At 59.4% G+C, this 21823-nt stretch carries 21 protein-coding genes; 18 read left to right on the top strand and 3 right to left on the bottom strand.

What is annotated here, in order from left to right; genetic code table 11:
• Positions 1-2 precede the first annotated feature (2 nt).
• The 14 genes from NAT21_RS12815 (at position 3) to NAT21_RS12750 (ending at position 13426) form a co-directional block, all read left to right on the top strand.
• On the top strand, positions 3-551 hold the full coding sequence (locus NAT21_RS12815; protein WP_250938985.1) for a COG4648 family protein: 549 nt from the start codon (positions 3-5) through the stop codon (positions 549-551).
• Positions 548-2242 (top strand): ApeI family dehydratase, encoded by a 1695-nt coding sequence (locus NAT21_RS12810; RefSeq protein ID WP_250938982.1) that lies wholly within the window; start codon positions 548-550, stop codon positions 2240-2242. The genes NAT21_RS12815 and NAT21_RS12810 overlap by 4 nt, the downstream gene beginning before the upstream one ends.
• On the top strand, positions 2242-2982 hold the full coding sequence (locus NAT21_RS12805; protein ID WP_250938980.1) for a glycosyltransferase family 2 protein: 741 nt from the start codon (positions 2242-2244) through the stop codon (positions 2980-2982). The genes NAT21_RS12810 and NAT21_RS12805 overlap by 1 nt, the downstream gene beginning before the upstream one ends.
• A complete protein-coding gene (locus tag NAT21_RS12800; RefSeq protein ID WP_250938978.1) occupies positions 2979-3971 on the top strand; it encodes a lysophospholipid acyltransferase family protein in 993 nt (330 codons plus the stop codon). The genes NAT21_RS12805 and NAT21_RS12800 overlap by 4 nt, the downstream gene beginning before the upstream one ends.
• Positions 3968-4387 carry an acyl-CoA thioesterase gene (locus NAT21_RS12795; RefSeq protein WP_250938976.1) on the top strand — a complete coding sequence of 140 codons (420 nt, stop codon included), beginning with the start codon at positions 3968-3970 and terminating at the stop codon, positions 4385-4387. The genes NAT21_RS12800 and NAT21_RS12795 overlap by 4 nt, the downstream gene beginning before the upstream one ends.
• Entirely contained in the window at positions 4384-4959 is a 576-nt protein-coding gene (locus tag NAT21_RS12790) for a LolA family protein (protein WP_250938973.1), read from the top strand. Before NAT21_RS12795 ends, NAT21_RS12790 begins: the two co-directional genes overlap by 4 nt.
• Positions 4956-7289, top strand: a complete 2334-nt coding sequence (locus NAT21_RS12785) for an MMPL family transporter (RefSeq protein ID WP_250938971.1) — start codon at positions 4956-4958, stop codon at positions 7287-7289. The genes NAT21_RS12790 and NAT21_RS12785 overlap by 4 nt, the downstream gene beginning before the upstream one ends.
• Positions 7282-8526 (top strand): NAD(P)/FAD-dependent oxidoreductase, encoded by a 1245-nt coding sequence (locus NAT21_RS12780; protein WP_250938968.1) that lies wholly within the window; start codon positions 7282-7284, stop codon positions 8524-8526. The genes NAT21_RS12785 and NAT21_RS12780 overlap by 8 nt, the downstream gene beginning before the upstream one ends.
• Positions 8526-9101, top strand: coding sequence for a DUF3261 domain-containing protein (locus NAT21_RS12775; protein ID WP_250938965.1), 576 nt, complete (start codon positions 8526-8528; stop codon positions 9099-9101). The genes NAT21_RS12780 and NAT21_RS12775 overlap by 1 nt, the downstream gene beginning before the upstream one ends.
• The gene (locus NAT21_RS12770; protein WP_250938963.1) at positions 9098-10279 is read left to right on the top strand and encodes a beta-ketoacyl-ACP synthase; all 1182 of its coding nucleotides are present in this window, start codon (positions 9098-9100) and stop codon (positions 10277-10279) included. The genes NAT21_RS12775 and NAT21_RS12770 overlap by 4 nt, the downstream gene beginning before the upstream one ends.
• Positions 10276-10725 carry a hotdog family protein gene (locus NAT21_RS12765; protein WP_250938961.1) on the top strand — a complete coding sequence of 150 codons (450 nt, stop codon included), beginning with the start codon at positions 10276-10278 and terminating at the stop codon, positions 10723-10725. Before NAT21_RS12770 ends, NAT21_RS12765 begins: the two co-directional genes overlap by 4 nt.
• A 7-nt stretch (positions 10726-10732) precedes the next feature.
• A complete protein-coding gene (gene fabG, locus NAT21_RS12760) occupies positions 10733-11473 on the top strand; it encodes a 3-oxoacyl-ACP reductase FabG (RefSeq protein WP_250938958.1) in 741 nt (246 codons plus the stop codon).
• A 125-nt stretch (positions 11474-11598) separates the two neighbouring features.
• Entirely contained in the window at positions 11599-12060 is a 462-nt protein-coding gene (locus NAT21_RS12755; protein ID WP_250938957.1) for an excinuclease ATPase subunit, read from the top strand.
• Between the two features lie 130 nt (positions 12061-12190).
• The gene (locus NAT21_RS12750) at positions 12191-13426 is read left to right on the top strand and encodes a dicarboxylate/amino acid:cation symporter (protein ID WP_250938955.1); all 1236 of its coding nucleotides are present in this window, start codon (positions 12191-12193) and stop codon (positions 13424-13426) included.
• Positions 13427-13476: 50 nt separating this feature from the next.
• On the opposite strand, the gene dacB is transcribed toward NAT21_RS12750, so the two are convergent.
• Positions 13477-14928 carry a D-alanyl-D-alanine carboxypeptidase/D-alanyl-D-alanine endopeptidase gene (dacB, locus tag NAT21_RS12745; protein WP_250938953.1) on the bottom strand — a complete coding sequence of 484 codons (1452 nt, stop codon included), beginning with the start codon at positions 14926-14928 and terminating at the stop codon, positions 13477-13479.
• Between the two features lie 84 nt (positions 14929-15012).
• Positions 15013-15723 (bottom strand): tRNA (guanine(46)-N(7))-methyltransferase TrmB, encoded by a 711-nt coding sequence (gene trmB / locus NAT21_RS12740; protein ID WP_250938951.1) that lies wholly within the window; start codon positions 15721-15723, stop codon positions 15013-15015.
• A 231-nt stretch (positions 15724-15954) separates the two neighbouring features.
• Here trmB and NAT21_RS12735 point away from each other — a divergent pair, with 231 nt between their 5' ends.
• From NAT21_RS12735 to NAT21_RS12725, 3 genes are all read left to right on the top strand, one after another.
• Complete coding sequence (locus NAT21_RS12735) at positions 15955-17835, top strand: beta-ketoacyl synthase (RefSeq protein WP_250939159.1); 1881 nt, start codon at positions 15955-15957, stop codon at positions 17833-17835.
• A gap of 66 nt (positions 17836-17901) precedes the next feature.
• Positions 17902-18378, top strand: a complete 477-nt coding sequence (gene coaD / locus NAT21_RS12730; RefSeq protein WP_250938948.1) for a pantetheine-phosphate adenylyltransferase — start codon at positions 17902-17904, stop codon at positions 18376-18378.
• A 65-nt stretch (positions 18379-18443) separates the two neighbouring features.
• Complete coding sequence (locus NAT21_RS12725) at positions 18444-18695, top strand: YfhL family 4Fe-4S dicluster ferredoxin (RefSeq protein WP_250938946.1); 252 nt, start codon at positions 18444-18446, stop codon at positions 18693-18695.
• 64 nt (positions 18696-18759) lie between these two features.
• Here the strand turns inward: NAT21_RS12725 and NAT21_RS12720 are convergent, their stop codons facing one another.
• Positions 18760-20163, bottom strand: coding sequence for an alginate export family protein (locus tag NAT21_RS12720; RefSeq protein WP_250938944.1), 1404 nt, complete (start codon positions 20161-20163; stop codon positions 18760-18762).
• Between the two features lie 247 nt (positions 20164-20410).
• Between NAT21_RS12720 and NAT21_RS12715 the strand changes: the two genes are divergently transcribed.
• On the top strand, positions 20411-21712 hold the full coding sequence (locus NAT21_RS12715; protein WP_250938942.1) for an MATE family efflux transporter: 1302 nt from the start codon (positions 20411-20413) through the stop codon (positions 21710-21712).
• Positions 21713-21823 lie beyond the last annotated feature (111 nt).

Raw genomic sequence — 21823 nt, 5'->3', positions numbered from 1 at the left:
TCATGACTGACCGTCGCCCCCTGGCCCTCCTGCTGGCTCTGGCAGGCCTCATGTATCCGCTGATGATCCTGTGGCTGCTCCCCCACGCGGGCGTCAGGGCGCTGGCAATGGCAGGTCTGGGCCTGCTGCTGGCCAGAGCGGTGATCACGCGAAGGTTCCTTCAGAACGGACTGTTCGCCCTGCCGATCATCATCCTGTTGCTGGCAGGTCAGGATGAACTGGGATTAAGGCTCTACCCGGTACTGGGCAATCTGATGATGCTGGTGATGTTTGCCGGCAGCCTGATGGGCCCCATGCCGCTGGTAGAACGACTGGCACGAATCAGTGAGCCCGACCTGCCGGAGGCCGGCATACGCTATACCCGAAACGTCACCCGGGTCTGGGCCGGCTTTTTTGCGCTGAATACCCTGGCAGCACTGGCAACGGCCGTGTGGGCCGACCTGCCGACATGGACACTTTACAATGGTGCGATCAGCTATCTTCTGACCGCCGCCCTCTTTACCGGCGAGTGGATCGTGCGCCAATACGTTCGACGGAGCCATACGGCATGATACCCATCCTTGACGAATCCCGGTTCCTTGACGCGCCATGGCACTACCGCCATGACAGCACGGTGGTGGCGGCGGGTATCAATGAACAAAAATGCATTGCCGATCTTCACCGAGATATCGCCGCGTGGCAGCAGGCCCCCATCGGGCCTGATCAGAAGGCCGTGCTTTATCACCCCGGGCCATGGCCCTTTGTCTGTGCCCTGCTGGCCTGCTGGCATCGTGGCATCCCTGTCGTATTGCCAGGCGATGACCGGCAGGACACGCTGAGCCAGCTGACCCGGGAAGGTGATGTGCTGCTGGGAGAGGCGCCCCATGCCTGGCAGCCCTGCCTGGATGATGACATCATCGCGCGTCCTGCCTGGGGGCCACTGCGAGCAGATGCCCCCGCCATGGAAATCTTCACCTCCGGCTCCAGCGGTGATCCGCAGCGTCTGATCAAGACCTTCCGACAGCTTGCCCATGAAACCTGTGCCTTCGGCAATACCTTTGCCCTGCCCGAGGGCGTCATTGCAAGCCAGGTAAGCCATCAGCACATTTACGGGCTGTCCGCCGGCCTGCTCCGCGCACTGGTACAGGACCGCCCCTTCGGCCTGAACATCTGCCGGTACCCGGAAGAAGTGGCACGCTACCTCGAGCACATGCCCATGGCTGCCCTGATCAGCTCTCCTGCCCAGCTTGAGCGAATACCGGAGGCGCTGCTTCCTCCTGATGGCCGCCGCCCCGGCTCGGTGTATTCATCAGGTGCCCCCTTGTCCCTGCCTGCCTGTCACCACGCCGAGGCCCGGCTGTCGGTGTCAATCATCGAAATCTACGGCAGCTCGGAAACCGGCGCGATCGCCTGGCGCGATCAGCGCGCTGACCCGGCATGGACCCCCTTTGATGATACCGACATCGAGGAACAGGACGGCGTATTGCGGCTTCGTTCTCCACGGCTGGACACGGCCGACTGGCAGCGTCATGCAGACCGTATCAAACATCTGCAGGGCCGCCGGTTCGAACTGCTGGGCCGGGCTGACAGAATCGTCAAGGTCGCCGGCAAGCGCGTTTCGCTGGATGGCATGGTTCGGCACCTGAAAGCCCATCCGGACGTGCAACGAGCAGACTGTGTCGAACTGGCATTCTCGGGAGGGCGGCTCGGGGCCATAGTACAGCTGGAAGCGTCGGCCGTACCGCACCATCGCGAAGCTCGACGACGTTTGATTGCCTCGCTGCGCGAGACGCTGGAGCGTCAGTTCGAGCCCGTCGCCGTACCGCGCTACTGGCGCTTTACCACCGTCTGGCCCACCAATGCACAGGGCAAGCTGACCCGCGCCTTGATAGACGAACTGTTTGCCGATGTGATGGACCATGAACGTCCCCGCTGGCTGGGCAGCGAGCTTGAAAGCGATACCCGGCTGATAGTTCACCTGGAAGTGCCGGATACCCTGCGCGCCCTGGAAGGCCATTTTACGGGCATGCCTATCGTCCCAGGCGTTGCCCTGCTCACCTGGTGCATGGAGTATGCTCACCGCCAGTGGCCGGACGCCGGTACCGCCGGCCGAATCGAACGGCTGCGTTTTCCGCGCCCGGTTCGACCGGGTCAACGCCTGACACTGACACTTGAATGGCGTGAGGACACCCTGCATTTCAGGGTAGGTTCCTGCGAGGGCGATCATGCCAGTGGACGAGCTCGATGCGAGGAACAACGCTGATGGCCTCACATCACGCCTGCGTACTGATACCGGTGTACAACCATGAACGCGCCATCGTGGAAACCTGCCGACAGCTGACCGCCCTGGAATTACCGATCCTTCTGGTCGATGACGGCAGCAGTCCTGCCTGTGCCAGCGTGCTGGACGAACTGGCCGCTCGCCCGGACATTCATCTGGTGCGACTGCTCCGCAATTCCGGCAAGGGCGCTGCCGTGCGCACCGGCCTGTTTGCTGCACGCGATCTGGGATTTACGCACGCTCTTCAGGTCGATGCCGACGGCCAGCATGACGTGGAGGACCTCCCGGCGTTCATCGCCGATATGGAGCGTACGCCGGAGGCACTGATCGTCGGCAGGCCGCGCTTCGATGACACCGTCCCCATGCACCGCTTTATCTGTCGTTATATCACTCATGTCTGGGTATGGATCAACACCCTGTCCATGGCGATCACCGACAGCATGTGCGGTGTGCGGCTCTACCCCGTCGCCCCCCTGACACGGATGCTGTCGCGACACAGCTGCGGTGATCGCATGGATTTTGATACCGAAGTACTGGTGCGGTGGTACTGGAGCGGCCAGGGCATTCAGAACCGTCTGGTCCGGGTTCACTATCCCACCGATGGGGTGTCTCACTTCAGGCTGTTGCGTGACAATCTGATTCTGGCGCGGATGCATGTTCGGCTGACACTGGGCATGCTGATGCGAATGCCCTCGCTGCTGGCCAGGAGGCGGACATCATGAGCAACAAGCACTGGTCAGAAGTCAAGGAATCCGGCTCGGTGACCGGCATGAATATCATGCTCGGCATCCACCGATGGCTGGGGGATACCGGGTACAACACCATTCTGTTTTTCGTCAGTGTGTACTACTGGTGTCGAAACCCGCTGGCACGCCGCGCTTCGCGCCAGTATCAGCGCCGACTGACATCGGCCCATCCCGATGTCCGACTGCCTGCACTTGCCACCCTTCGTCACTTCATGGCCTTCGGTATCGCCATGCGCGACAAGGTTCGGGCCCTGCACGGCCAGATCCCGCTGAATGACGTACAGATTGTCGATCATGCCACACTGCGTGATGCCATCACCTCAGGCAGGGGCGGATTGATTCTGGTATCCCATCTGGGAAATCATGAAATCTGCCAGGCACTGGGCACGCTTCGGCCCGACCTGAAAATCAGCGTACTGATGCATACCCGTCATGCACAGCGCTTCAATACCCTGCTGAGCCGCTCAAGCGGCCCTCGCCCCGACATCATCGAAGTCAGCGAAATTGGTCCGGCCACGGCACAGCGTCTTGGCGACCGTATCAATGAAGGGGGCTTTGTGGTCATTGCCGCTGATCGGGAGCCGATCGGACTGACCGGCCGCCGCCGGGCACTCGAATTCATGGGGCATCCGGCCTGCTTCCCGGAAGGTGCCTTCTGGCTGGCAGCACTGCTGCGCTGCCCCACGTGGTTTCTGCTGTGTGCCCGGGAACGCAGCGGCTACAAGGTACATTTCGAACCGCTGGCGGACGCCGGCACCCTGAAGCGGCACGAACGCAATGCCTGGATTGATCAGGGCATGCAGGCCTATGCTGATCGCCTGGAGCAGTTCTGCTGCCGCTATCCGCTTGAGTGGTTCAACTTCTACCCGTTCTGGGCACAACGAACACCCGCAAATGAACCTGATGCGACCAGCGCACTCCAATCGGCCGAGAGCACGCCACCAACGACGAGGCATGATCCGTGAATGTTACGCGCCCCTCCGCCACTGTCGAGATGGATGTCCCGTTTCACGATGTGGACATGATGAATATTGTCTGGCACGGCCATTACGCCAGGTATTTTGAAATTGCACGCTGTGCGCTGCTTGACCAGCTGGATTACAACTATCTACAGATGAAGGCCTCGGGCCACGAATGGCCGGTGGTTGATCTGCGGATTCGTTATCCCGGCCCTGCCCGGTTCGGTCAGCGCCTGACCATTACGGCCACTTTGACTGACTGGGATGGCCGCTTACGCATCGCCTATGAGGTGCGGGACAAGGCAACGGGCAGCCGGCTGACCCGCGGCCATAGCGTTCAGGTGCCAGTGGACATTGCCACCGGCGAACGCCGCCTGTGTACCCCACCGGACCTGCTGGCACGACTGGAGCATTTGCCATGAATCATTTTTTCCGCCTTCTGCCCCTGCTTACTGCCAGCGGGCTACTGCTGGGCACCCTGGGGCTGTCAGCAACGGCCCAGGCAGATCCGGTGAGCATGAGCGCCATCGAGCAACAGCTTTCCCGTCAGGCCCATGTCGAGGGCACGTTTGTTCAAAAGCGATGGCTGCACGATATGCAGACCACACTGACCAGTCACGGACACTACGAATTCGATCGTGGCGAGCAGGTTCGCTGGACACTGACCAGCCCGGTACAGGAGACCATGACGCTGGACGATACGGGCATGACCCGCAACGGCAAACCCGTGAAGGATGACCCGGGCGGCGTGGCGCGCCTGATCATGCAGTTGCTTGACGGAGATCTTGGTGCACTTCAGGAGCGCTTCACCATCGCGCTGTCCGGCACGACCGGACACTGGCAGGCTCGGCTGACCCCCAGATCCGATAGCATGAAACGTTATCTTGAGCGCATCGACCTGGCGGGAGGTGATCAGCTCGACACCCTGGCCATGCATCTGGCGAACGAGGACCGACTCGACATTCGCCTTGATCAGACCCAGAGCGACTCATGAACACGTCGGGCGCGCACCGGCCATCATGGGCCTGGTCATGGGGCGGCGTGATACTGCTTTGTGCGGTCATCTGCGGCTGGCTGTTGACCCACGGTGCACGCTTTGACACCCGTGTCACGGCACTGCTGCCGGATACTCATCAGTCCGAGCTGGTAGGGCGTGCCAATCATCAGCTGGGTGCCCAGTTCGAGGACCGGTTCGTATTGCTGCTAAGTGCAGATTCGCTGAACGACACCGCAGCACGCCTTGCCGGTCTTCTGAACCAGAGCCCGGCTGTTGCATCGCTGCAGTGGCGCCCGGACGATTTTGAAAGTGGCGACATCGTCAAGGCCCTTGGCCCCTACCGATACCGGCTCATGGCACCGGACTGGCAGGACGATGTTGATGCCGGCCAACTGGAAAACATTGAACAGCAGGCCCTCAAGGGGCTCTTCATGCCGGATGGTCTTGATCAGCATCCCATCCGCGACCCCTATGGCCTCCTGAATCACTGGCTGACCTATCAGCTGCCCTCCCTGTTCAAGACACATCACAACCTGGTCACCGTCACATCGGAGGAAGGTCAGGAGTACGCTGTACTGATCGGCACCCTGCATGGCAACCCGTTTGATCAAGGCACTCAGGCGCAGCTTGACGCGTCCCTCGCTACCTTCAACGATCAGTTCCCCAGGGCCACCCTGCTGCGCTCCGGGATGATCTTTCATGCCAGTGAAGGCGCCAGACAGGCTCGACGCGAGATGTCCACCTTCGGACTGAGCGCCCTGATGGGGCTTCTGATCATGCTATGGCTGGTCTTTCGCTCTCCAAAAACCATGGCCAGTCTGCTGCTTCCCCTGGTGACAGGCGGCCTGTTCGCCCTGACGGTGACCCTGCTCATCTTTGGCCGCCTTCACCTGCTGACCATCGCCTTTGGTACCAGTCTGATCGGTATCGCCATTGATTACGCCATTCACATGCAGTGCGCCCGCGCCGCCGAACAGCATCATTTCTCACTGTCTCGCCTGCTGCCGGGGCTGGCACTGGGGCTGGCCTCAAGCGTCATTGCCTTTGCCGCCCAGGCCCTGACACCCCTGCCGGGCCTGCGGCAAATGGCCATCTTTGCTGCAGCTGGCCTGATAGGTGCCTGGATAACGGTCGTGGTCTGGCTGCCTCGCATCCGCATGAAAAATACGCCTCACGCTGCCCGGCTGGCTGACCGGCTCTGGGCTCCGTTCTCACGCCTGCAGGGACGACTTCGCGCGCCGGCGGCCCTTGGCCTGGCCGCCCTTGCACTGATACTGATTGTCAGCCGTCTCGGCACCGATGACAGCCTGCGCCTGTTGAATACTTCCTCACCGGACCTGCTGGGCGACGAGCAACAGGTGCAGCGTCTACTGCACCGCGACACGGGCACTCGCTATCTATTGCTGACGGCGCAGACGGCAGACCTGTGGCTTGATGCGGCCGATCAGCTGCATCCCCTGCTGTCTTCTCTGAAGAAGGAAGGCCATCTGGGCGGCTTCGAACTACTCAGTGACCATGTGCCCACCATGGTGCATCAGGATGACAATCTCGAGCGCACCCGCACCCTTTATCAACAGAATCTGGCCACCCTGTACACTCGTGCCGGCCTGCCCGAAACACTTGTTCAACAGGCCGACAGAACACTGATCTCTCCGCCCTACCTGACGCTGGATCACTGGCTGGCCACCGGCCCGGGCAAGAGCGATCAGCGGCTCTGGATCGGCCCGGCAGACCCTACTGAACCACAAGGTGCCGTCGCAGGTATCATCAGCCTGACCGGCAAGGCGGATGCCAGTGCCATCAAGGCACTGCAGGCCGCAGACAGGAACGACCCGCATCTTCGCCTGGTAGACCGGGTTGCCGATATTTCCAGCGTACTGGGCCAGCTTCGGCGGCAAATTGCCTGGTGGGTCGGCGGCGCCCTCGTACTGCTGGGTCTGGGGCTGTCCCTGCGCTACCGTCGGCGTACCTGGCGCGTCATGGCGCCGGCTGCCGGAGCGGTATTGCTGGTTCTGAGCCTTTACAGCCTGCTGGGCGTGCCCCTGAATCTATTTCATCAACTGGCCCTGCTGCTGGTCATTGGTCTGGGACTCGATGCCGGTATCTTCATTACCGAGCACCCCACCGCGCACCATGCATGGCTTGCCATTACGCTATCCACGCTGTCCAGCCTGCTGGCCTTCGGTTTGCTGGCCTTCAGCGCGACCCCGGTTCTGCATTATATTGGCCTGACCACACTGCTGGGATTATTGAGCGTCTGGCTGCTGGTACCGCTGGTTCAACCCAGGCAACCGACCTCGCCTCAAGGGAGCATTACGCATGAGTGAGTTATCCACCACCACTGATGTGGCCATCATTGGTGCCGGCCCGGCCGGTGCCCTGGCGGCCAAATGGCTGGTTGATCGAGGCGTCAGGGTCGAGGTCATCGAGGCTCGGTATTTCCCGCGGTTTTCCATCGGAGAAAGCCTGCTGCCACAGAGCATGCATTACCTCGAGGAAGCCGGGCTGCTTCATGTGCTGGAGGAAGGCGGTTATCAGCACAAGAACGGCGCCCGCTTTGACCAGGACGGAACAAGCGTCGATATCGATTTTCGAGACAAGTTTACCGACGGGTATGGCACCACCTGTCAGGTAGAACGGGCCGATTTTGATCATCGTCTGATCAAGGCTGCCGAACAGGCCGGCGCGGTCGTTCATTTCGGCGCCCGTATCAGCGATTTCACCGCACACACTCAGACGCCGTGCCTGACCATTACACCGGACGAGGGCCCAGTGCGACATCTTACGGCCCGGTTCGTGATCGATGCCAGCGGCTTTGGCCGCGTACTGGCCAGGCATGAAGGACTGATGCGTGCACCAGGACTCTCCGAACGAACGGCCGTCTTTGCACATATAGAAGACCACATCAGCGACCCCGGCTACGATCGGGAAAAGATTCTTCTGGGCGCTCACGCTTCAGAAGCAGAGCGCTGGTTCTGGCTGATCCCCTTTGCCAATGGGCGTGCATCGCTGGGGTTTGTAGAGCGCGCCCATCGACTGACTTCGCTGGGTGATACTCCCGAAGCCCAGCATCAGGCACTGTGGAAAAGTTTTCCGTACCTGACAGAGCTTCTGAAGGACGCGCGTCTGGTGCGTGAGCCCGCCACCCTAGGGGGGTACTCGGCCGATGTAGAGCGGCTTCACGGGCCCGGCTATGTGCTGGTCGGCAACGCCGGTGAGTTTCTGGACCCGATCTTTTCCTCCGGCGTCACCATTGCCCTGCGTTCGGCACGAGACGCCGCCGCGCTGGTTTATCGCTCACTGCAGGGAGACAATGTGGACTGGCACCTCGAGTTTGAACTCCCCCTGCGCCAGGGCATCAGCGTCTTTCGCGCCTTTGTCGATGCCTGGTATGACGGCTCCCTGGCTACCATCATTTTTCATCCCGATCCGCCCGCCTATTTGAAACGCATGATCAGTGCTGTGCTGGCCGGCTATGCCTGGGATACCACCAACCCGTTCGTGGCCGCACCTCGCAAGCACCTTGCATCGCTGGCGGCCCTGTGTAAAAAGGAAACTGCCTGATGCGAGGACACCTGGCCCCCTGGTTGGGCATCATGCTACTGACCCTGCTGGCCGGCTGCATGGGCCCGCAACTGGCACCCACGCCGGCGCTTGACCACCCGGCCGCGCCGAACACTCTTACCCGCCTTCTGACCTTTACGCCTCATGACAAGGATGATGATGCACGTCAGCTGCTGGGAGTCATTCGGTTGATGCCCGGGGGGCTACAGACGGTAGTGGCTACGCCCACCGGCCAGCGGCTGTTCACGCTGGTTGATGATGCCCAGGGCGCCCGCTATACCCAGACGCTGATGAAGCCGCCCTTCCCGGCTGCCTGGCTGGCGGCCCGGCTGGAGTGGGGCCTGTGGCCTGCGCCGGCTCTGGCTGATGCCTGGCAGGGCAGTGACTGGACGCTCGCCACCGAACGAGACCCACAGGGCAGAACCATCCGCCATATCCGCCAGAAAGGCCGTGATATCGTTACCGTGACCTATGATGGCGACCAGCCGCTGGCACCGGCGCCGGTGTATCTTGATGATCATCAGGCCGGTTATACCCTGACCATCGCCCCCTTGCCCGACGAGGGGACACCATGAGCCAACAGATACCCTGCCGTCTGTCGGCTCCAGGAATCGCGTCCTGTCTGGGCAGCGATCTATCCGTCATCACTAAAGCGCTTGAAACCGGAACACGCGGGCTGACGATGTGCTCGAAGTACACCCCGGGGCATCCCCTGGCGCTTGGGGCCGTAACCATGCCCCTGCCGGACATGTCCCACTGGCCGGCCAGACATCAAAGCCGCAACAACCAACTGAGCCTGGCCGCACTTGAGGCGCTTGGAGAGGCACTGCCAGCATTATTGGCTTCGGTCGCCCCGGAGCGCATTGGCGTGGTAATGGGCAGCAGCACTTCCGGTGTCAGTGAAACCGAAGCGGCCATTGACCGTACCGGGCCCGGCAATGACTTTGATGATCAGTACTGCTACTTCCGTCAGGAACTGGGAGCCACGTCTGCGTTCATTGCACATCACCTCGGGATTCGCGGCCCCCAGTGGACCATTTCCACGGCCTGCACCTCCGGCGCTCGGGCGCTGAGTGCGGCCCGACGTCTTTTGGCCTCCGGCCAGTGTGATGCGGTCATTGCCGGCGGTGCCGATACCCTGTGCAACCTCACGGTACATGGCTTTGCGTCTCTGGATGCCGTCAGTGCAACGCCCTGCATGCCGTTTTCACGACACAGAGACGGCATCAATATTGGAGAGGCTGCCGTTGTCTTCATCGTGACTCGTGACACCGATGGCATTCAGCTGACCGGCTATGGTGAAACGTCTGACGCTCACCACATTTCAGCCCCCCATCCGGAGGGCGACGGTGCAGCTCGCGCCATGGCCCAGGCACTGACCATGGCAGGTACCTTGCCGCAGCACATCGGCTATCTGAATGCCCATGGCACGGCTACGCCGCACAACGATGCCATGGAAGCCCGGGCCATTGATCGTGTTTTCGGCCATTGCGGTGTACCTGTCAGTGCCACCAAGGCGTTGACCGGACACACACTGGGCGCGGCCGGTGCGCTGGAAGCGGCCTTTGCCTGGCTTTCACTGACACATCAGTTTCTGCCGGTGCATGTTCATGATGGCCACTATGATGACCGGCTGCCGCCGCTTGATCTGGTCAGCTCGTCCATACCAGGGACCCCGTTGACTCACGCCATGAGCAATGTCTTTGCCTTTGGCGGCAACAATGCCACCCTGCTGCTGGAGCGCACGTCATGATACTGCCACGCCCCATCGCCGGCCTCGTGCCTCACTCCGGCCCCATGTGCCTGCTCGATAGCGTTACCCATGCCGATGCAGCGGGGCTCAGTGCCATGGTAACGCCAGCACACGACGCCCTGTTCATGACGCCGGACGGCCTACCGGGCTGGATCGGACTGGAATGGATGGCACAGGCAGTAGCAGCCTGGGGCTATCTCACCGCCGATACCGGACAGGAAGAGGCTCCCAGAAAGGGGCTTCTGCTGGGCGCCAGTCGCCTGCAGCTGTTTGAACACTACCTGCAGCCCGGCACCACTTATCGCGTCGACATCACGCCCGGATTTGTGGCCGACAATGGTCTGGGTACCTTTGACGGTGCCATTTTCAAGACCGACGCTCGTGTGGCCGAGGCCACCCTCAAGATTTTTCAGCCAAGTGACCCGGCTGCACTGACCGATGGATAATCACACCATGACCTCTTCCGAGAACACCCACAGAATTCTGGTCACCGGTGCCAACCGTGGTATCGGTCGGGCCATTGCGCTGCGATTGGCGAAGGACGGCTTTGACATCGTGGTGCACTACCGACAACGTCAGGATGATGCCGCCATGGTGTGTGAGTGCATCGAGGCCCTGGGGCGCAAGGCCTGGCTGCTGCAGGCCGACATCAGTGACCGCGATGCAACCCGCATCGCCCTTGAGCAGGAAGTGGAGGCACGTGGTCCCTTTTACGGCGTGGTACTCAATGCCGGCTTCAGCCAGGATGTCCCCTTTCCCGGCATGCAGGACGAGCAGTGGGACAGCGTATTAAGCGTCAATCTGGATGGCTTTTATAACGTATTGCGCCCGCTGGTCATGCCGATGATCCAGGCCAGAAAAGGCGGACGAATCGTGACACTGTCCTCGGCGGCAGGTGTGGTGGGACAGCGCGGCCAGGTCAATTACAGTGCCGCCAAAAGCGGGCTGATAGGAGCCAGCCGAGCGCTGGCACTGGAGCTTGCCAAACGACGCATCACGGTCAACTGCATTGCGCCGGGCTGGATAGACACCGAGATGACCGAAGCCGTGCCCCGGGAACAGATCAAGGAGCAGGTACCGATGCAGCGCATGGGCGAGCCGGATGAGATTGCCGGCGTCGTGAGTTTTCTTTGCTCACGAGACGCTGCCTACATGACTCGTCAGGTCCTGTCGGTAAACGGTGGCATGTTCTGACAAGGGGCGCACCGCGGCGGCAGTGACCTGCTTGCGAGGCCGAACAGGATCACGGATAGTAGCCCCATCGCGCCTTCACTTTTTCGAATTACTTCGTTTTTTGAACCAACATGGAGAGGGTTCTCATGATGCGTTGCAAGACTCTGGCAGCTTCGCTTTTGAGCGTTGCCGTCGTTACGCTCGGCTGGACCGGACAGGCCCAGGCGCGCAATACCCAGTACTTCATGCCCTTCAAGGATGTACTTTCCCTGCCTCAGGCACGTGAAGAGCTGGACCCCACGATTCGATTGTATTTTGGCAACCAGGTCCATCCCGAGGTTCAGGACCGTCACGGCGGGTATTACACGGACCGTACCACCAGCTCGATAACCAAGAGTGATGAGGAAGCCTGCCGCTGGGTTGCCCTGTCTGCGCTGATTGATCTTCAGCAACGCGCACGGCTTGTGGGTGCCAATGCGGTCACCAACATCGCCAGCTACTACGACAAGCGTGATTACATCAACGATGAAAATTACGAATGCCATGCCGGCAACGTGGTAACAGGTGTTGCGCTCAAGGGCAACATGGTTACCCTGCCTCCGCAATAAGCTCTGTTTCGGCGAGTTTTCCCCTCGCCGTATCCTGTCATTGATGCCTCGTTTTCCAGCCCGCCTTTCCCCGCCCTGCTTTTTTCTCGCATAATGCCCGCCCTGCTCCGACTCCATCGATGGAGTCGGAATGACTCTGACACCTGAGCAAGGCGGAACGATGGCAGCGAGATTACTGAAAAATACAGGCTTGCAGGTAGTGATCGCCATGATGGCCGGCGTGATTGCCGGCATCATTATGGGCGATGAGGCCCGCCTTTTTGCCCCCCTGGGGGATGTATTTATTCACCTGATTACCATGCTGGTAGTGCCCTTGATTGCGGTTGCCATCATCTCAGGGGCCGCCGGGCTTGGCAGTTCCTCTTCGGCCGGACGTACCGGTCTGCTGACCATTGGTTTCTTCCTGCTGACCTCGGCGCTGGCTGTCGCCCTTGCACTGGGGCTGGGCGAGCTGTTTCAGCCAGGTCAGGGGGTTGATCTCAGCCAGAGCATGTCCAGTGAATATGCCGACAAGGGCTCGGTTCCGGGCTTTTGGGATACGGTGCTTGGCATGATTCCCACCAATATCTTTGCTGCCTTGAGTCAGGCCAACATTCTCCAGATTCTGGTGTTCTGCATGTTCTTTGGTCTGGCGCTGACACGAATCGATCAGACACGCGTCAAACCTCTGATGGCCGGCCTTCAGACCATCATGGATGCCTTGATATGGATGATTACCGTCGTGATGTGGCTTGCGCCTGTCGGGGTCTTCGGGCTGATGGCCGATGCGGTGGGTACTTTCGGCTTCGGTGTACTGGAATCGATCAGCGGGTTGATCGGCGTCTATTTTCTGGCCCTGCTGATCTATGGCCTGATCATCTATCCATTGATCATCCGCCTTGCCTCGGATGTACCACTGGGTGTCTTTTTCAGCAAAATGAAAAAGCCTCAGGTAGTGGCGCTGTCAACAGCCTCCAGCATGGCCACGCTGCCGGTCAACATGGAGGTTGCCGAAAAGGAACTGGGCCTGTCCAACGAAACCTGCGCCTTTGTTCTTCCGCTGGGGGCCACGATCAATATGGCCGGCAACGCAATCTATTACGGGCTTGCCGCCGTTTTTTTCGCTCAGGTCTTTCAGGTCGATCTTGGTCTGGCCGCATGGAGTGCCATCATCTTCACTGCCACCATCGGTGCCATCGGTCAGGCGGGTGTGCCCGGCCCCTCCTTTCTGGTGGTAGCGGTTCTGATCGCCGCAGGCATCCCCACCGAGGGGCTGCCTCTACTGATCGCTCTGGATCGTATCTTCGACATGACACGCACTGCCCTGAACATCACCGGTGATGTGGTAGGTGCGGCCGTGGTCGATAAATGGTCGCACCGTTCCTGAACCATTACCACAGGCGCCAGCCATGGTGGCCGGCGCCTGCGTACATGCCGTCAATGATTTTCGATCATCGGCGTCAGGTCCTTCGAAACCGCTTCCAGTACATCCTTCCACCGTAAATAAGGGGTAGCAGCGCGCCCGTTGACCATGACGGCAAAGGCGCCCCATCGCCCCTGACGAGTACGGAAATAGCCGGCTACGGCACGCACCGGCACCGGCTGATTGAGGGTACCCGTCTTGATCATGATGTTGTTTTGAAAGACATCACTGCCCCGACGTATGAACCGCATCGGCCCGTTGACCGGCGCCTGCATGCCAGCCACAAAGACCGGAAACAGGGCGGGACGATGATACATCTCATTGAGCAGTGCAATCAGGCCGTGGGCCGAGGTCTTGTTTTGCGTGGTCAGCCCACTGCCGCTTTGCAGGGTCACCGGCCCGTGGCCCGGCACGGTCGCCACAAATCGCTCGAGCGCTGCACTCGCATTGGCCAGGGTCGCCGGTGTCGTACTCGACAGGTCCAGTGCCAGTACATCGGCCATGAAGTTATTGGAATAGTTCATCATTCGAAGCAACAGTTCCTGAAGCGTCGGGCCGTCGACCGATGCCAGTACCGTCGCATCTGACGGAGGTCTCGTCCGGCTCAGGGTTGCATTGCCGGTCACCGTAATATCGGCCTGATGCATAAGATCCACCAGCGTATAAAGGCTCTGCTGGGCCGGATCGGCACTGGCACGATAGATATTACGCGGGAAGGTATCGAGCGCGATGGTGCCATCGAGCTTCAGTGTATCGGTTGACCCGCTGGTCACTCGTGCGCCGCTGATGCGCGTAGGCTGCGTCGTGGCAACGGTCTTGATGCTACTGTCGACCGCCGTCAGTGCCTTCTCGCCAAAACAGCCCTGCAAATGTGCCGGTTCACCGACCTTCGATCCCGGATAGACGCGCACACACCAATTGGCAAAATCCACGGCAGCCGAAGACAACAGGGCATCATAGGCATGGCGTGAGGAAGTACGCGCCCGACAGCGATCCGTGCTTATGCAGGGCACCGGGCCAAATCGCCACTCACTGACCAGTACATTACCCCGCACACGCTTGACGCCCAATTGCTTGAGGCCCTGCACCAGCATCCAGTAGTCGTTGGACGTAAGCCCCGGGTCACCGGCACCGTCCAGGATGATGTCACCGCGCAGCGTGCCATTGCTTTCCACTTCTCCGGTAGTCACCAGCCGGGTGGTAAAGCGCTTCTGGGGGCCGAATCGGTCCAGTGATGCTGCAGAAATATAGAGTTTGGAGACCGAGGCCGGTGTCAGCATGGCCCTGGGCGCGATGGCGCCCAGTGTGGTATTGCCATCAAGAAGTACTGCCTGAGCACTGACGTCAAATCCCTTGGCAGCAATGCCTTCAACGGCATCAAATCCGGCAGCATGGGCAAGTGACGTCACACTGCAGGCCACCATGCAGGCCAGTACGGCCAGACGCTGCGTTATCGGGTGTTTCATGAACCGCTCCCTGTCATTATCGTGCCTCCATTGGAGCACATCAGCTTACTGACAGGGTTCCAGGAAAAACAGGGTTTCCTTTCATCAAACCTTATTAATGACGCCATCCGTTGGCATGAGAGAGGGCTGCCAGGAAAGTATGGCGCGCATTCGCCACAGCGATTGGCCGCTGTCATGATACTTGAGCTCGAAGGGGGTCATGAAATCGCCGTTCGGAGCCCAGCACTCGACGGCAGGCAGGGCCGTTACTGCGCCGGCCATGGTCATCGCCTGAGCAAATTCCTCTACGTAGATACGCCAGTTGGAACGCACTTCAACCTCACCCCCCAGTGCCAGCAGCGCTGGGAATACCGGGTGGCCATGCCAGCGGAGCTTCAGATGGCCGGGCTTGGGATAGGGATTGGGGTAAAGGATATAATGGCGTGAAGGCTGCCAGCCGGCAGCCAGGGCGAGGCGCCAGAAATCCACCAGATCCGCACGAATCAGGAAGGCGTTATCGGCCAGGGCGCCGTGCTGCCGGGACAGCCGATCTGCGCTGCGATCAATGCCGATGACACAGTTGTCGGGGTACAGGGCCGAGAGCCGGCGCGTTGAAATGCCGACACCGCATCCGGAGTCCAGTATCAGTGGCCCACCATGGCACTCACGCCAGCGTTGTGCCCGCTCGAAAGCCTCCCGGGAATGATCCGCAATCGGCCGCTGCCAGGGCGCCGAAAGTGCGCGCTGTACCCGGGTCGCGAGGTGCTCGTGAACCGTGTGTTGCGAGGTGGAAATACTGGAAGAATTGCCCTGCATCTGTCTGCCCTGCCGTGATGATCGCCCAACCACCGGCATCATACCGCAGCCACGCAGGACCCGGACAACAAAACATGACCACGAGAAGGACGCACCAGCATGACGTGCGACCCGACGCAATGCTATCATCGCCGTATTCTCCGCCCATGATGGTTCGTTCCCATCATGGGCGAATCGATATGAACGTATTACGAGGGACGCGGCTTGTCACAGTTACCGGTGATCGTCGGCATGGGCGGCATCAACGCTGCCGGCAGAACCTCGAGTCATCAATCCTATCAGCGCACCGTGCTTGACGCCCTCCCCACGGCATCACAGCATCATACGCTTCTGGGCCTGGCATCACTGATGGCCCTGGCCACACGCGAAGCCGATCAGTGGCGCGACACCCAGGGCAATGCACTGGATGAAGCAAGTCTGATTGCTCAGCATCGCGACTGGATCCTGACTCATACCAATATTCGTCGGATCGAGGATCCTCAATTCGGCGATGACGGCATTTCATCCGCCAAAAAGGCCGGTCTGTCGCTCGACACACCATTGACCTTCGTGCTCAGCCGTCGACAGCTCCCTACGCCGACGCCGGCCCACTGGCAGGTGCGAGAGATCGACAGGCGTCAGGTGGAAGTGACCGTGCCGGCTGGCCCACTGGATGTCATGTTGCCGGAGCAACGTGACGCTCTGGTGAAAAGTGCCGGACAATTACCCACCGGGTTTGAACCGGCTTCCTTCTACCGCAGTGTGCATCACCCGCGCGGGCTGGCCATGTCCATCTTTGGAGCATCAGACTGTCTGGGCCAGAGCGGGCTTGAATGGCAGGACATCATTGACCGACTCGACCCGGATGCCGTGGCCGTTTATGCCGGCAACTCCATCGGTCAGCTCGATCAAAACGGCTGGGGTGGCCTGCTGCAAAGCTTCGTGACAGGACAGCGTGCCACGTCCAAGCAGATGCCGCTGGGATACGGCCAGATGCCGGCCGATTTCATCAATGCCTACGTTCTGGGCAGCGTGGGAACGACAGGCTCCATGCTGGGTGCCTGCGCTACCTTCCTGTACAACCTGCGCCTGGGCGTTGAAGACATCAAACAGGGCCGTCGGCGTGTGGTCATGGTCGGCACCTCGGATGCTCCGATCACCCCGGAAGTCGTCGAAGGGTTCCGTGTCATGAGCGCACTGGCAGATGATGCCAGCCTGAAGGCTCTGGATGCTCTGGAGCTGCTGACCGATGCCGATTATCAGCGCGCCAGCCGTCCCTTTGCACGCAATTGCGGCTTCACCATCGCAGAGGCTTCTCAGTTCATCCTGCTGATGGACGACAGTCTGGCGCTTGAAATGGGTGCCCAGGTGCTCGGCAGCGTGCCGGATGTCTTCGTTAATGCCGATGGCTGGAAGCGCTCCATTTCGGCACCGGGTATCGGTAACTACCTGACCCTTGGCAAGAGTGTGGCACTGGCCAAGGATCTGCTGGGGGATGACGCCGTACGCCATCGCAGCTACATTCATGCCCATGGGACCAGCACCCCCAAGAACAGGACGTCCGAATCGCACGTCATGGATATGGTGGCGCGAGCCTTTGGCATCGAGAACTGGCCGGTTGCAGCCATCAAGGCCTTTATCGGCCATTCCCAGGGCAGCGCTGCCGGAGATCAGATGGCCAGCGCACTGGGAACCTTTGCCTTTGGCATGATTCCCGGCATCCCCACCCTTGACCAGGTAGCGGATGATGTCTTCGCTGAAAAACTCGATTTTTTCACTACGCCAAAGGCCTTTACCGCAGATGTCAGCTTTATCAATGCCAAGGGGTTTGGCGGCAATAACGCTACGGCTCCCCTGCTGTCACCGGATGTGACCGAACGCCTGATGACCCTGCGCCATGGCGAGGCCGCCATGACGGCATGGCGAAGCCGCCGTGACAGGACACTTGAACGCAGCGCAGCCCATGAGAATGCATCACATGGCGGACACTTCAAGCCGACCTATCAGTTCGGCGAAGGGGTGCTCGAGGGCCCTGAGCTGTCCATGGACAGTGCCGGATTGAAGATACCCGGTTATGCCAACCCGGTATCGTTCAACGTCGACAATCCCTTTGGACATCTGAACGACAAATAACTGGCCCGGACCGCGCTGCCTGGCGTCACTGACTGTTGCAGCGCGAGACTACCAGCGAGGCGCGTAATGAATATTGCGGTGTATCCAGGGACCTTTGATCCCATCACCAATGGCCACACTGATCTGATCGAACGGGCAGCACGCCTGTTTGATAAAATCGTGGTGGCCGTGGCCGCCAGCCCCGGCAAGAAACCGACATTGTCACTGGACGAACGTGTCCAGCTGGCGCGTGATGTGCTTGAAAGCCTGGACAATGTCGAAGTGGTAGGGTTCAGTTGCCTGCTGACCGAGCTCATCGAGCACCACCACGGGCGTATCATTCTACGTGGCCTGCGCGCCGTTTCGGACTTTGAATACGAACTGCAGCTGGCCAACATGAACCGTGCCATGGCGCCTCATGTAGAAAGTCTGTTCCTGACGCCGGAAGTACAAAACTCCTACATCTCGTCGACCATCGTGCGTGAAATTGCACGTCTGGGCGGAGATGTGACTGCGCTGGTGCACCCCCGGGTGGCTCGCGCGCTTCAGGAGCACTATCACTAAGTGCCTCCCTGTTGTCTTCATACGGCAGCGTATCGCGCGCTGCCTGCTACCGTGAGGTAACTGTCATGTCTTTGATGATCACCGACGAATGCATCAACTGTGACGTCTGTGAACCGGAATGCCCCAATGATGCCATCTCACCGGGCGAAGAAATTTATGTGATCGACCCCGGGCTGTGTACCGAGTGTGTCGGTCACTTTGATGAACCTCAGTGCCAGCAGGTATGCCCGGTAGACTGCATACCGCTTGACCCCGAGCATGAAGAGACCCGGGATCAGCTGATGGAAAAGTATCAACGCATTGTGGTTGCCGGCTGAAAAACCAGCGCTCCGGACATGAAAGGGCCGCCTCGATGGGCGGCCCTTTCATGTCCAACACTGCCTAAAAACTATAGGTTGCGAACAGCTCGACGAGTTGCGATGTGTGGTCATCATAAAGACCACTCTGCTTCGCTCCATCGTCCGGAAAGGCCACACCGTACACGCCGGAAATGCTGAAGTGATCCGTGACGGTCCAGTCGGCATAAAGATCTACCTCTCGGGCAAAATCACGACTGGAAATACCCTGCGGAGTTTCATCGTAGCGGAAACGATAGCCAATCAGGCCGGTTTCAAGCGACTCATGAGGCCTGATCGATGCCTTCACCATGTCCACTTTCAGATTGGAGTTGAACAGCATGTACTCACCGACCACTTCCCCGAAGTACCAGCTGCCCCACCCACCGGCGAACGAATAAAACAATGGATCATAACCCTGGCTGAATTCAGCGTAGCGATAGGCAATTTCGGGCGTCCAGGGTGTATTGAGGAAGGTATAGGTAACCTGCCCGTACCAGGCGTGATCATCGACATTCTGTCTGTTGTTGGTCTCGTATACATACTGGCCACCGAGCGCAAGGCCGGGTAGCGATGCCAGAGGGATGCCCTTGGCACGCAGGTTATAGACTTCCATGCCATCGCGGGCATCAATATCACTGTCGTAGATATCAAGATATGCCACACCGAATTTGGCGCGATCTCCCAGGGTATAGTCCACGTTAACCCCGTTCAACGACGTATCCTGATCGGAGCCGCCGCTGACGTATTGATGCGCCTTCAGATGAAACAGATCACCATGCCAGCCCTGGCTTTCCAGTGACAACACCGCGCTGGACTGAAATTCGTCACCCGGGCCGATGTAGTACACAGCGTTCTTGCCGGTATCGCTATAGGCATCACCAACCAGAAATCCATCACCGAACTGGAAGGTCTGTCGGCCAAAGGAAAAGGTAATGGCATCCTCACCCAGTGAATCTGTCAGCATGTCGCCGCTGCGCCACCCCAGGTAGGATTTTTTCAGACGGGCTTCTTCTGGATGACCCGGTGTTGCGCCGTCGACATCGCCATGGGCATTGCCCCGTGTCAGACCATAGCTGCCGGAAACGCCCCCGAACAGGGTACCCCTGCTCTCAGGCAGATCAACTTCACCTGCCAGACTCGGGATAACGGCTGCTTCCCACCAGTCCGGGCCCTTATCCGGCTGCGCCCCTTCCCGTGTACCACCGAAGTTGGCATTGCGCGTGCCGGCTGCAAAACCGTGAACCGTCAATCCGCCGCTGAGCCGTACACCAGTAGCAGCATTGTCATACAGCGAGATATTGGTTGTCGGCAAGATGATCCCTGCCGATGTCAGATCAACATCCGTCACGGTCCCTGCCTGAGCCGTCGAGGCCAGCAGCAGCCCTGAGACCAGTGAGCTGGACAGTGCCAAAGGCCGCAGCTGCTTCGGTGAAATCACGTTATTCATTGTTGTGCCCCTTTTTGAATGAAATAAAGGCGTGACAGCTTGAATCGTTCCAGTTTTCCGGGAGGGCAAGGGCGAGAATATGTCAGTATTGCCCCTTTGGAGCAGTCGGCGGCTGGTCACGCATGAACAGTGTTTTTGTAGTAATTGACACGATGTTAAATACATTCTTGTTATATTACAAAAGCACGGACCTGCCCGGCCGCATGTCTTCCTGCATATGCCACTCGTTTTACCATGGACTACAGACGTGAGTTTCCTTCCTGCTGCGACTCAGCGCGTGTGGGGCCTGGCCTGGCCCATCATTCTCTCCAACATAACGGTCCCCCTGCTGGGACTGGTGGACACTGCCGTGGTGGGGCACCTGAGTGATGCCCGATATCTGGCCGCCGTAACACTGGGCGCCACCCTGTTCAGCTTTCTGTTCTGGGGATTCGGTTTTCTACGCATGGGAACCACCGGCCTGACGTCGCAGGCCCATGGCCGTGGCGATACCAAAAGCCTTCGACACCTGCTGGGCCAGTCGCTGATCATTGCGCTGATACTTGGCCTCATCCTGATTGCCCTCTCGCCGCTACTGATTACTGCAGGGCTCGATCTGCTGGGCGGTGCCCCTGATACGCGTGAGCTGGCAAATGGATATGCTTATATACGAATATGCTCGGCACCAGCGGTGCTGGTCAACTATGCATTGATAGGATGGTTTCTGGGCCAGCAGAACAGCCGAGTCACTCTGTTGATCATGGTATTGACCAACAGTATTAACATCGTTTTGGATCTGATCCTTGTTGTCGGACTCGACATGACCAGTAACGGCGTAGCACTGGCATCAGTGGTGGCAGATTATTGCGCCTGTGCGACAGGACTCTGGCTCGCCATGCGACAGCTGAAGCGCATTCCCGGCACCTGGAGTATCGAGTTACTGTCCAGACTCAGGGCCTACGCTCCTCTTTTTCACGTCAACCGCCACCTTTTTGTGCGCACGATGTGTCTACTGTCTGCAATGGCCTTCTTTACGGCACAGGGCGCACGCATCGATACAACAACACTTGCCGCCAACGCCATTCTCATGCAGCTGGTCATGATGACGTCCTACGGCCTGGATGGCTTTGCCAGTGCCGCAGAGGCACTCGTGGGGGAAGCCGCAGGAAAAAATGATAAAACACTCATGTCCCGCCACATCGTTGCCTGTACATGGTTCTCGATACTGACAGCAACAGGGGCTGCACTTCTGTTCTGGCTCGCAGGCCCATGGTTCATCAGCCTGATGACGGATCTGGCACCAGTGACGGCAACAGCTGTCAGCTTTTTGCCGTGGCTTGTTGTCATGCCACTGGTCGCCGTATGGAGTTACCTGCTGGATGGAGTTTTTATCGGTCTGACCGATACAAGAGCAATGAGGGATACCATGATTATCGCTCTGATGGCCTATATCGCCTGCTGGTATGTTACGCAATCTCTGGCCAATACCGGGCTATGGCTGTCATTTACCTTGTTCACGGCCGTTCGCTCTCTTGGGCTGGGAGCGATTTATCTGAAACGGCACACTTGAAACGTCAGAGTGTAAGAGCATCCCGGTAACACTCAAAAAATCCTGTGAGTCCTTTTGCTTTGATAAACTACATTAACATTTCTTTAATGAACGGCCTCTTTAATCAGGGCA

It is taken from the genome of Larsenimonas rhizosphaerae (genome assembly GCF_023700005.1).
Lineage (GTDB): Bacteria > Pseudomonadota > Gammaproteobacteria > Pseudomonadales > Halomonadaceae > Larsenimonas > Larsenimonas rhizosphaerae.
This window is presented reverse-complemented; position numbering and strand designations above follow the sequence as displayed.

Excerpts from the sequence above, each read along its gene's own strand:
- NAT21_RS12790 (WP_250938973.1), top strand. The coding sequence starts at position 4,384 with ATGAATCATTTTTTCCGCCTTCTGCCCCTGCTTACTGCCAGCGGGCTA.
- NAT21_RS12720 (WP_250938944.1), bottom strand. The coding sequence starts at position 20,163 with ATGAATAACGTGATTTCACCGAAGCAGCTGCGGCCTTTGGCACTGTCC.
- coaD (WP_250938948.1), top strand. The coding sequence starts at position 17,902 with ATGAATATTGCGGTGTATCCAGGGACCTTTGATCCCATCACCAATGGC.
- dacB (WP_250938953.1), bottom strand. The coding sequence starts at position 14,928 with ATGAAACACCCGATAACGCAGCGTCTGGCCGTACTGGCCTGCATGGTG.
- NAT21_RS12775 (WP_250938965.1), top strand. The coding sequence starts at position 8,526 with ATGCGAGGACACCTGGCCCCCTGGTTGGGCATCATGCTACTGACCCTG.
- NAT21_RS12785 (WP_250938971.1), top strand. The coding sequence starts at position 4,956 with ATGAACACGTCGGGCGCGCACCGGCCATCATGGGCCTGGTCATGGGGC.
- NAT21_RS12780 (WP_250938968.1), top strand. The coding sequence starts at position 7,282 with ATGAGTGAGTTATCCACCACCACTGATGTGGCCATCATTGGTGCCGGC.
- NAT21_RS12750 (WP_250938955.1), top strand. The coding sequence starts at position 12,191 with ATGACTCTGACACCTGAGCAAGGCGGAACGATGGCAGCGAGATTACTG.
- NAT21_RS12765 (WP_250938961.1), top strand. The coding sequence starts at position 10,276 with ATGATACTGCCACGCCCCATCGCCGGCCTCGTGCCTCACTCCGGCCCC.
- NAT21_RS12770 (WP_250938963.1), top strand. The coding sequence starts at position 9,098 with ATGAGCCAACAGATACCCTGCCGTCTGTCGGCTCCAGGAATCGCGTCC.
- NAT21_RS12800 (WP_250938978.1), top strand. The coding sequence starts at position 2,979 with ATGAGCAACAAGCACTGGTCAGAAGTCAAGGAATCCGGCTCGGTGACC.
- NAT21_RS12725 (WP_250938946.1), top strand. The coding sequence starts at position 18,444 with ATGTCTTTGATGATCACCGACGAATGCATCAACTGTGACGTCTGTGAA.
- trmB (WP_250938951.1), bottom strand. The coding sequence starts at position 15,723 with ATGCAGGGCAATTCTTCCAGTATTTCCACCTCGCAACACACGGTTCAC.
- NAT21_RS12755 (WP_250938957.1), top strand. The coding sequence starts at position 11,599 with ATGATGCGTTGCAAGACTCTGGCAGCTTCGCTTTTGAGCGTTGCCGTC.
- NAT21_RS12735 (WP_250939159.1), top strand. The coding sequence starts at position 15,955 with ATGGGCGGCATCAACGCTGCCGGCAGAACCTCGAGTCATCAATCCTAT.
- NAT21_RS12805 (WP_250938980.1), top strand. The coding sequence starts at position 2,242 with ATGGCCTCACATCACGCCTGCGTACTGATACCGGTGTACAACCATGAA.
- fabG (WP_250938958.1), top strand. The coding sequence starts at position 10,733 with ATGACCTCTTCCGAGAACACCCACAGAATTCTGGTCACCGGTGCCAAC.
- NAT21_RS12815 (WP_250938985.1), top strand. The coding sequence starts at position 3 with ATGACTGACCGTCGCCCCCTGGCCCTCCTGCTGGCTCTGGCAGGCCTC.
- NAT21_RS12810 (WP_250938982.1), top strand. The coding sequence starts at position 548 with ATGATACCCATCCTTGACGAATCCCGGTTCCTTGACGCGCCATGGCAC.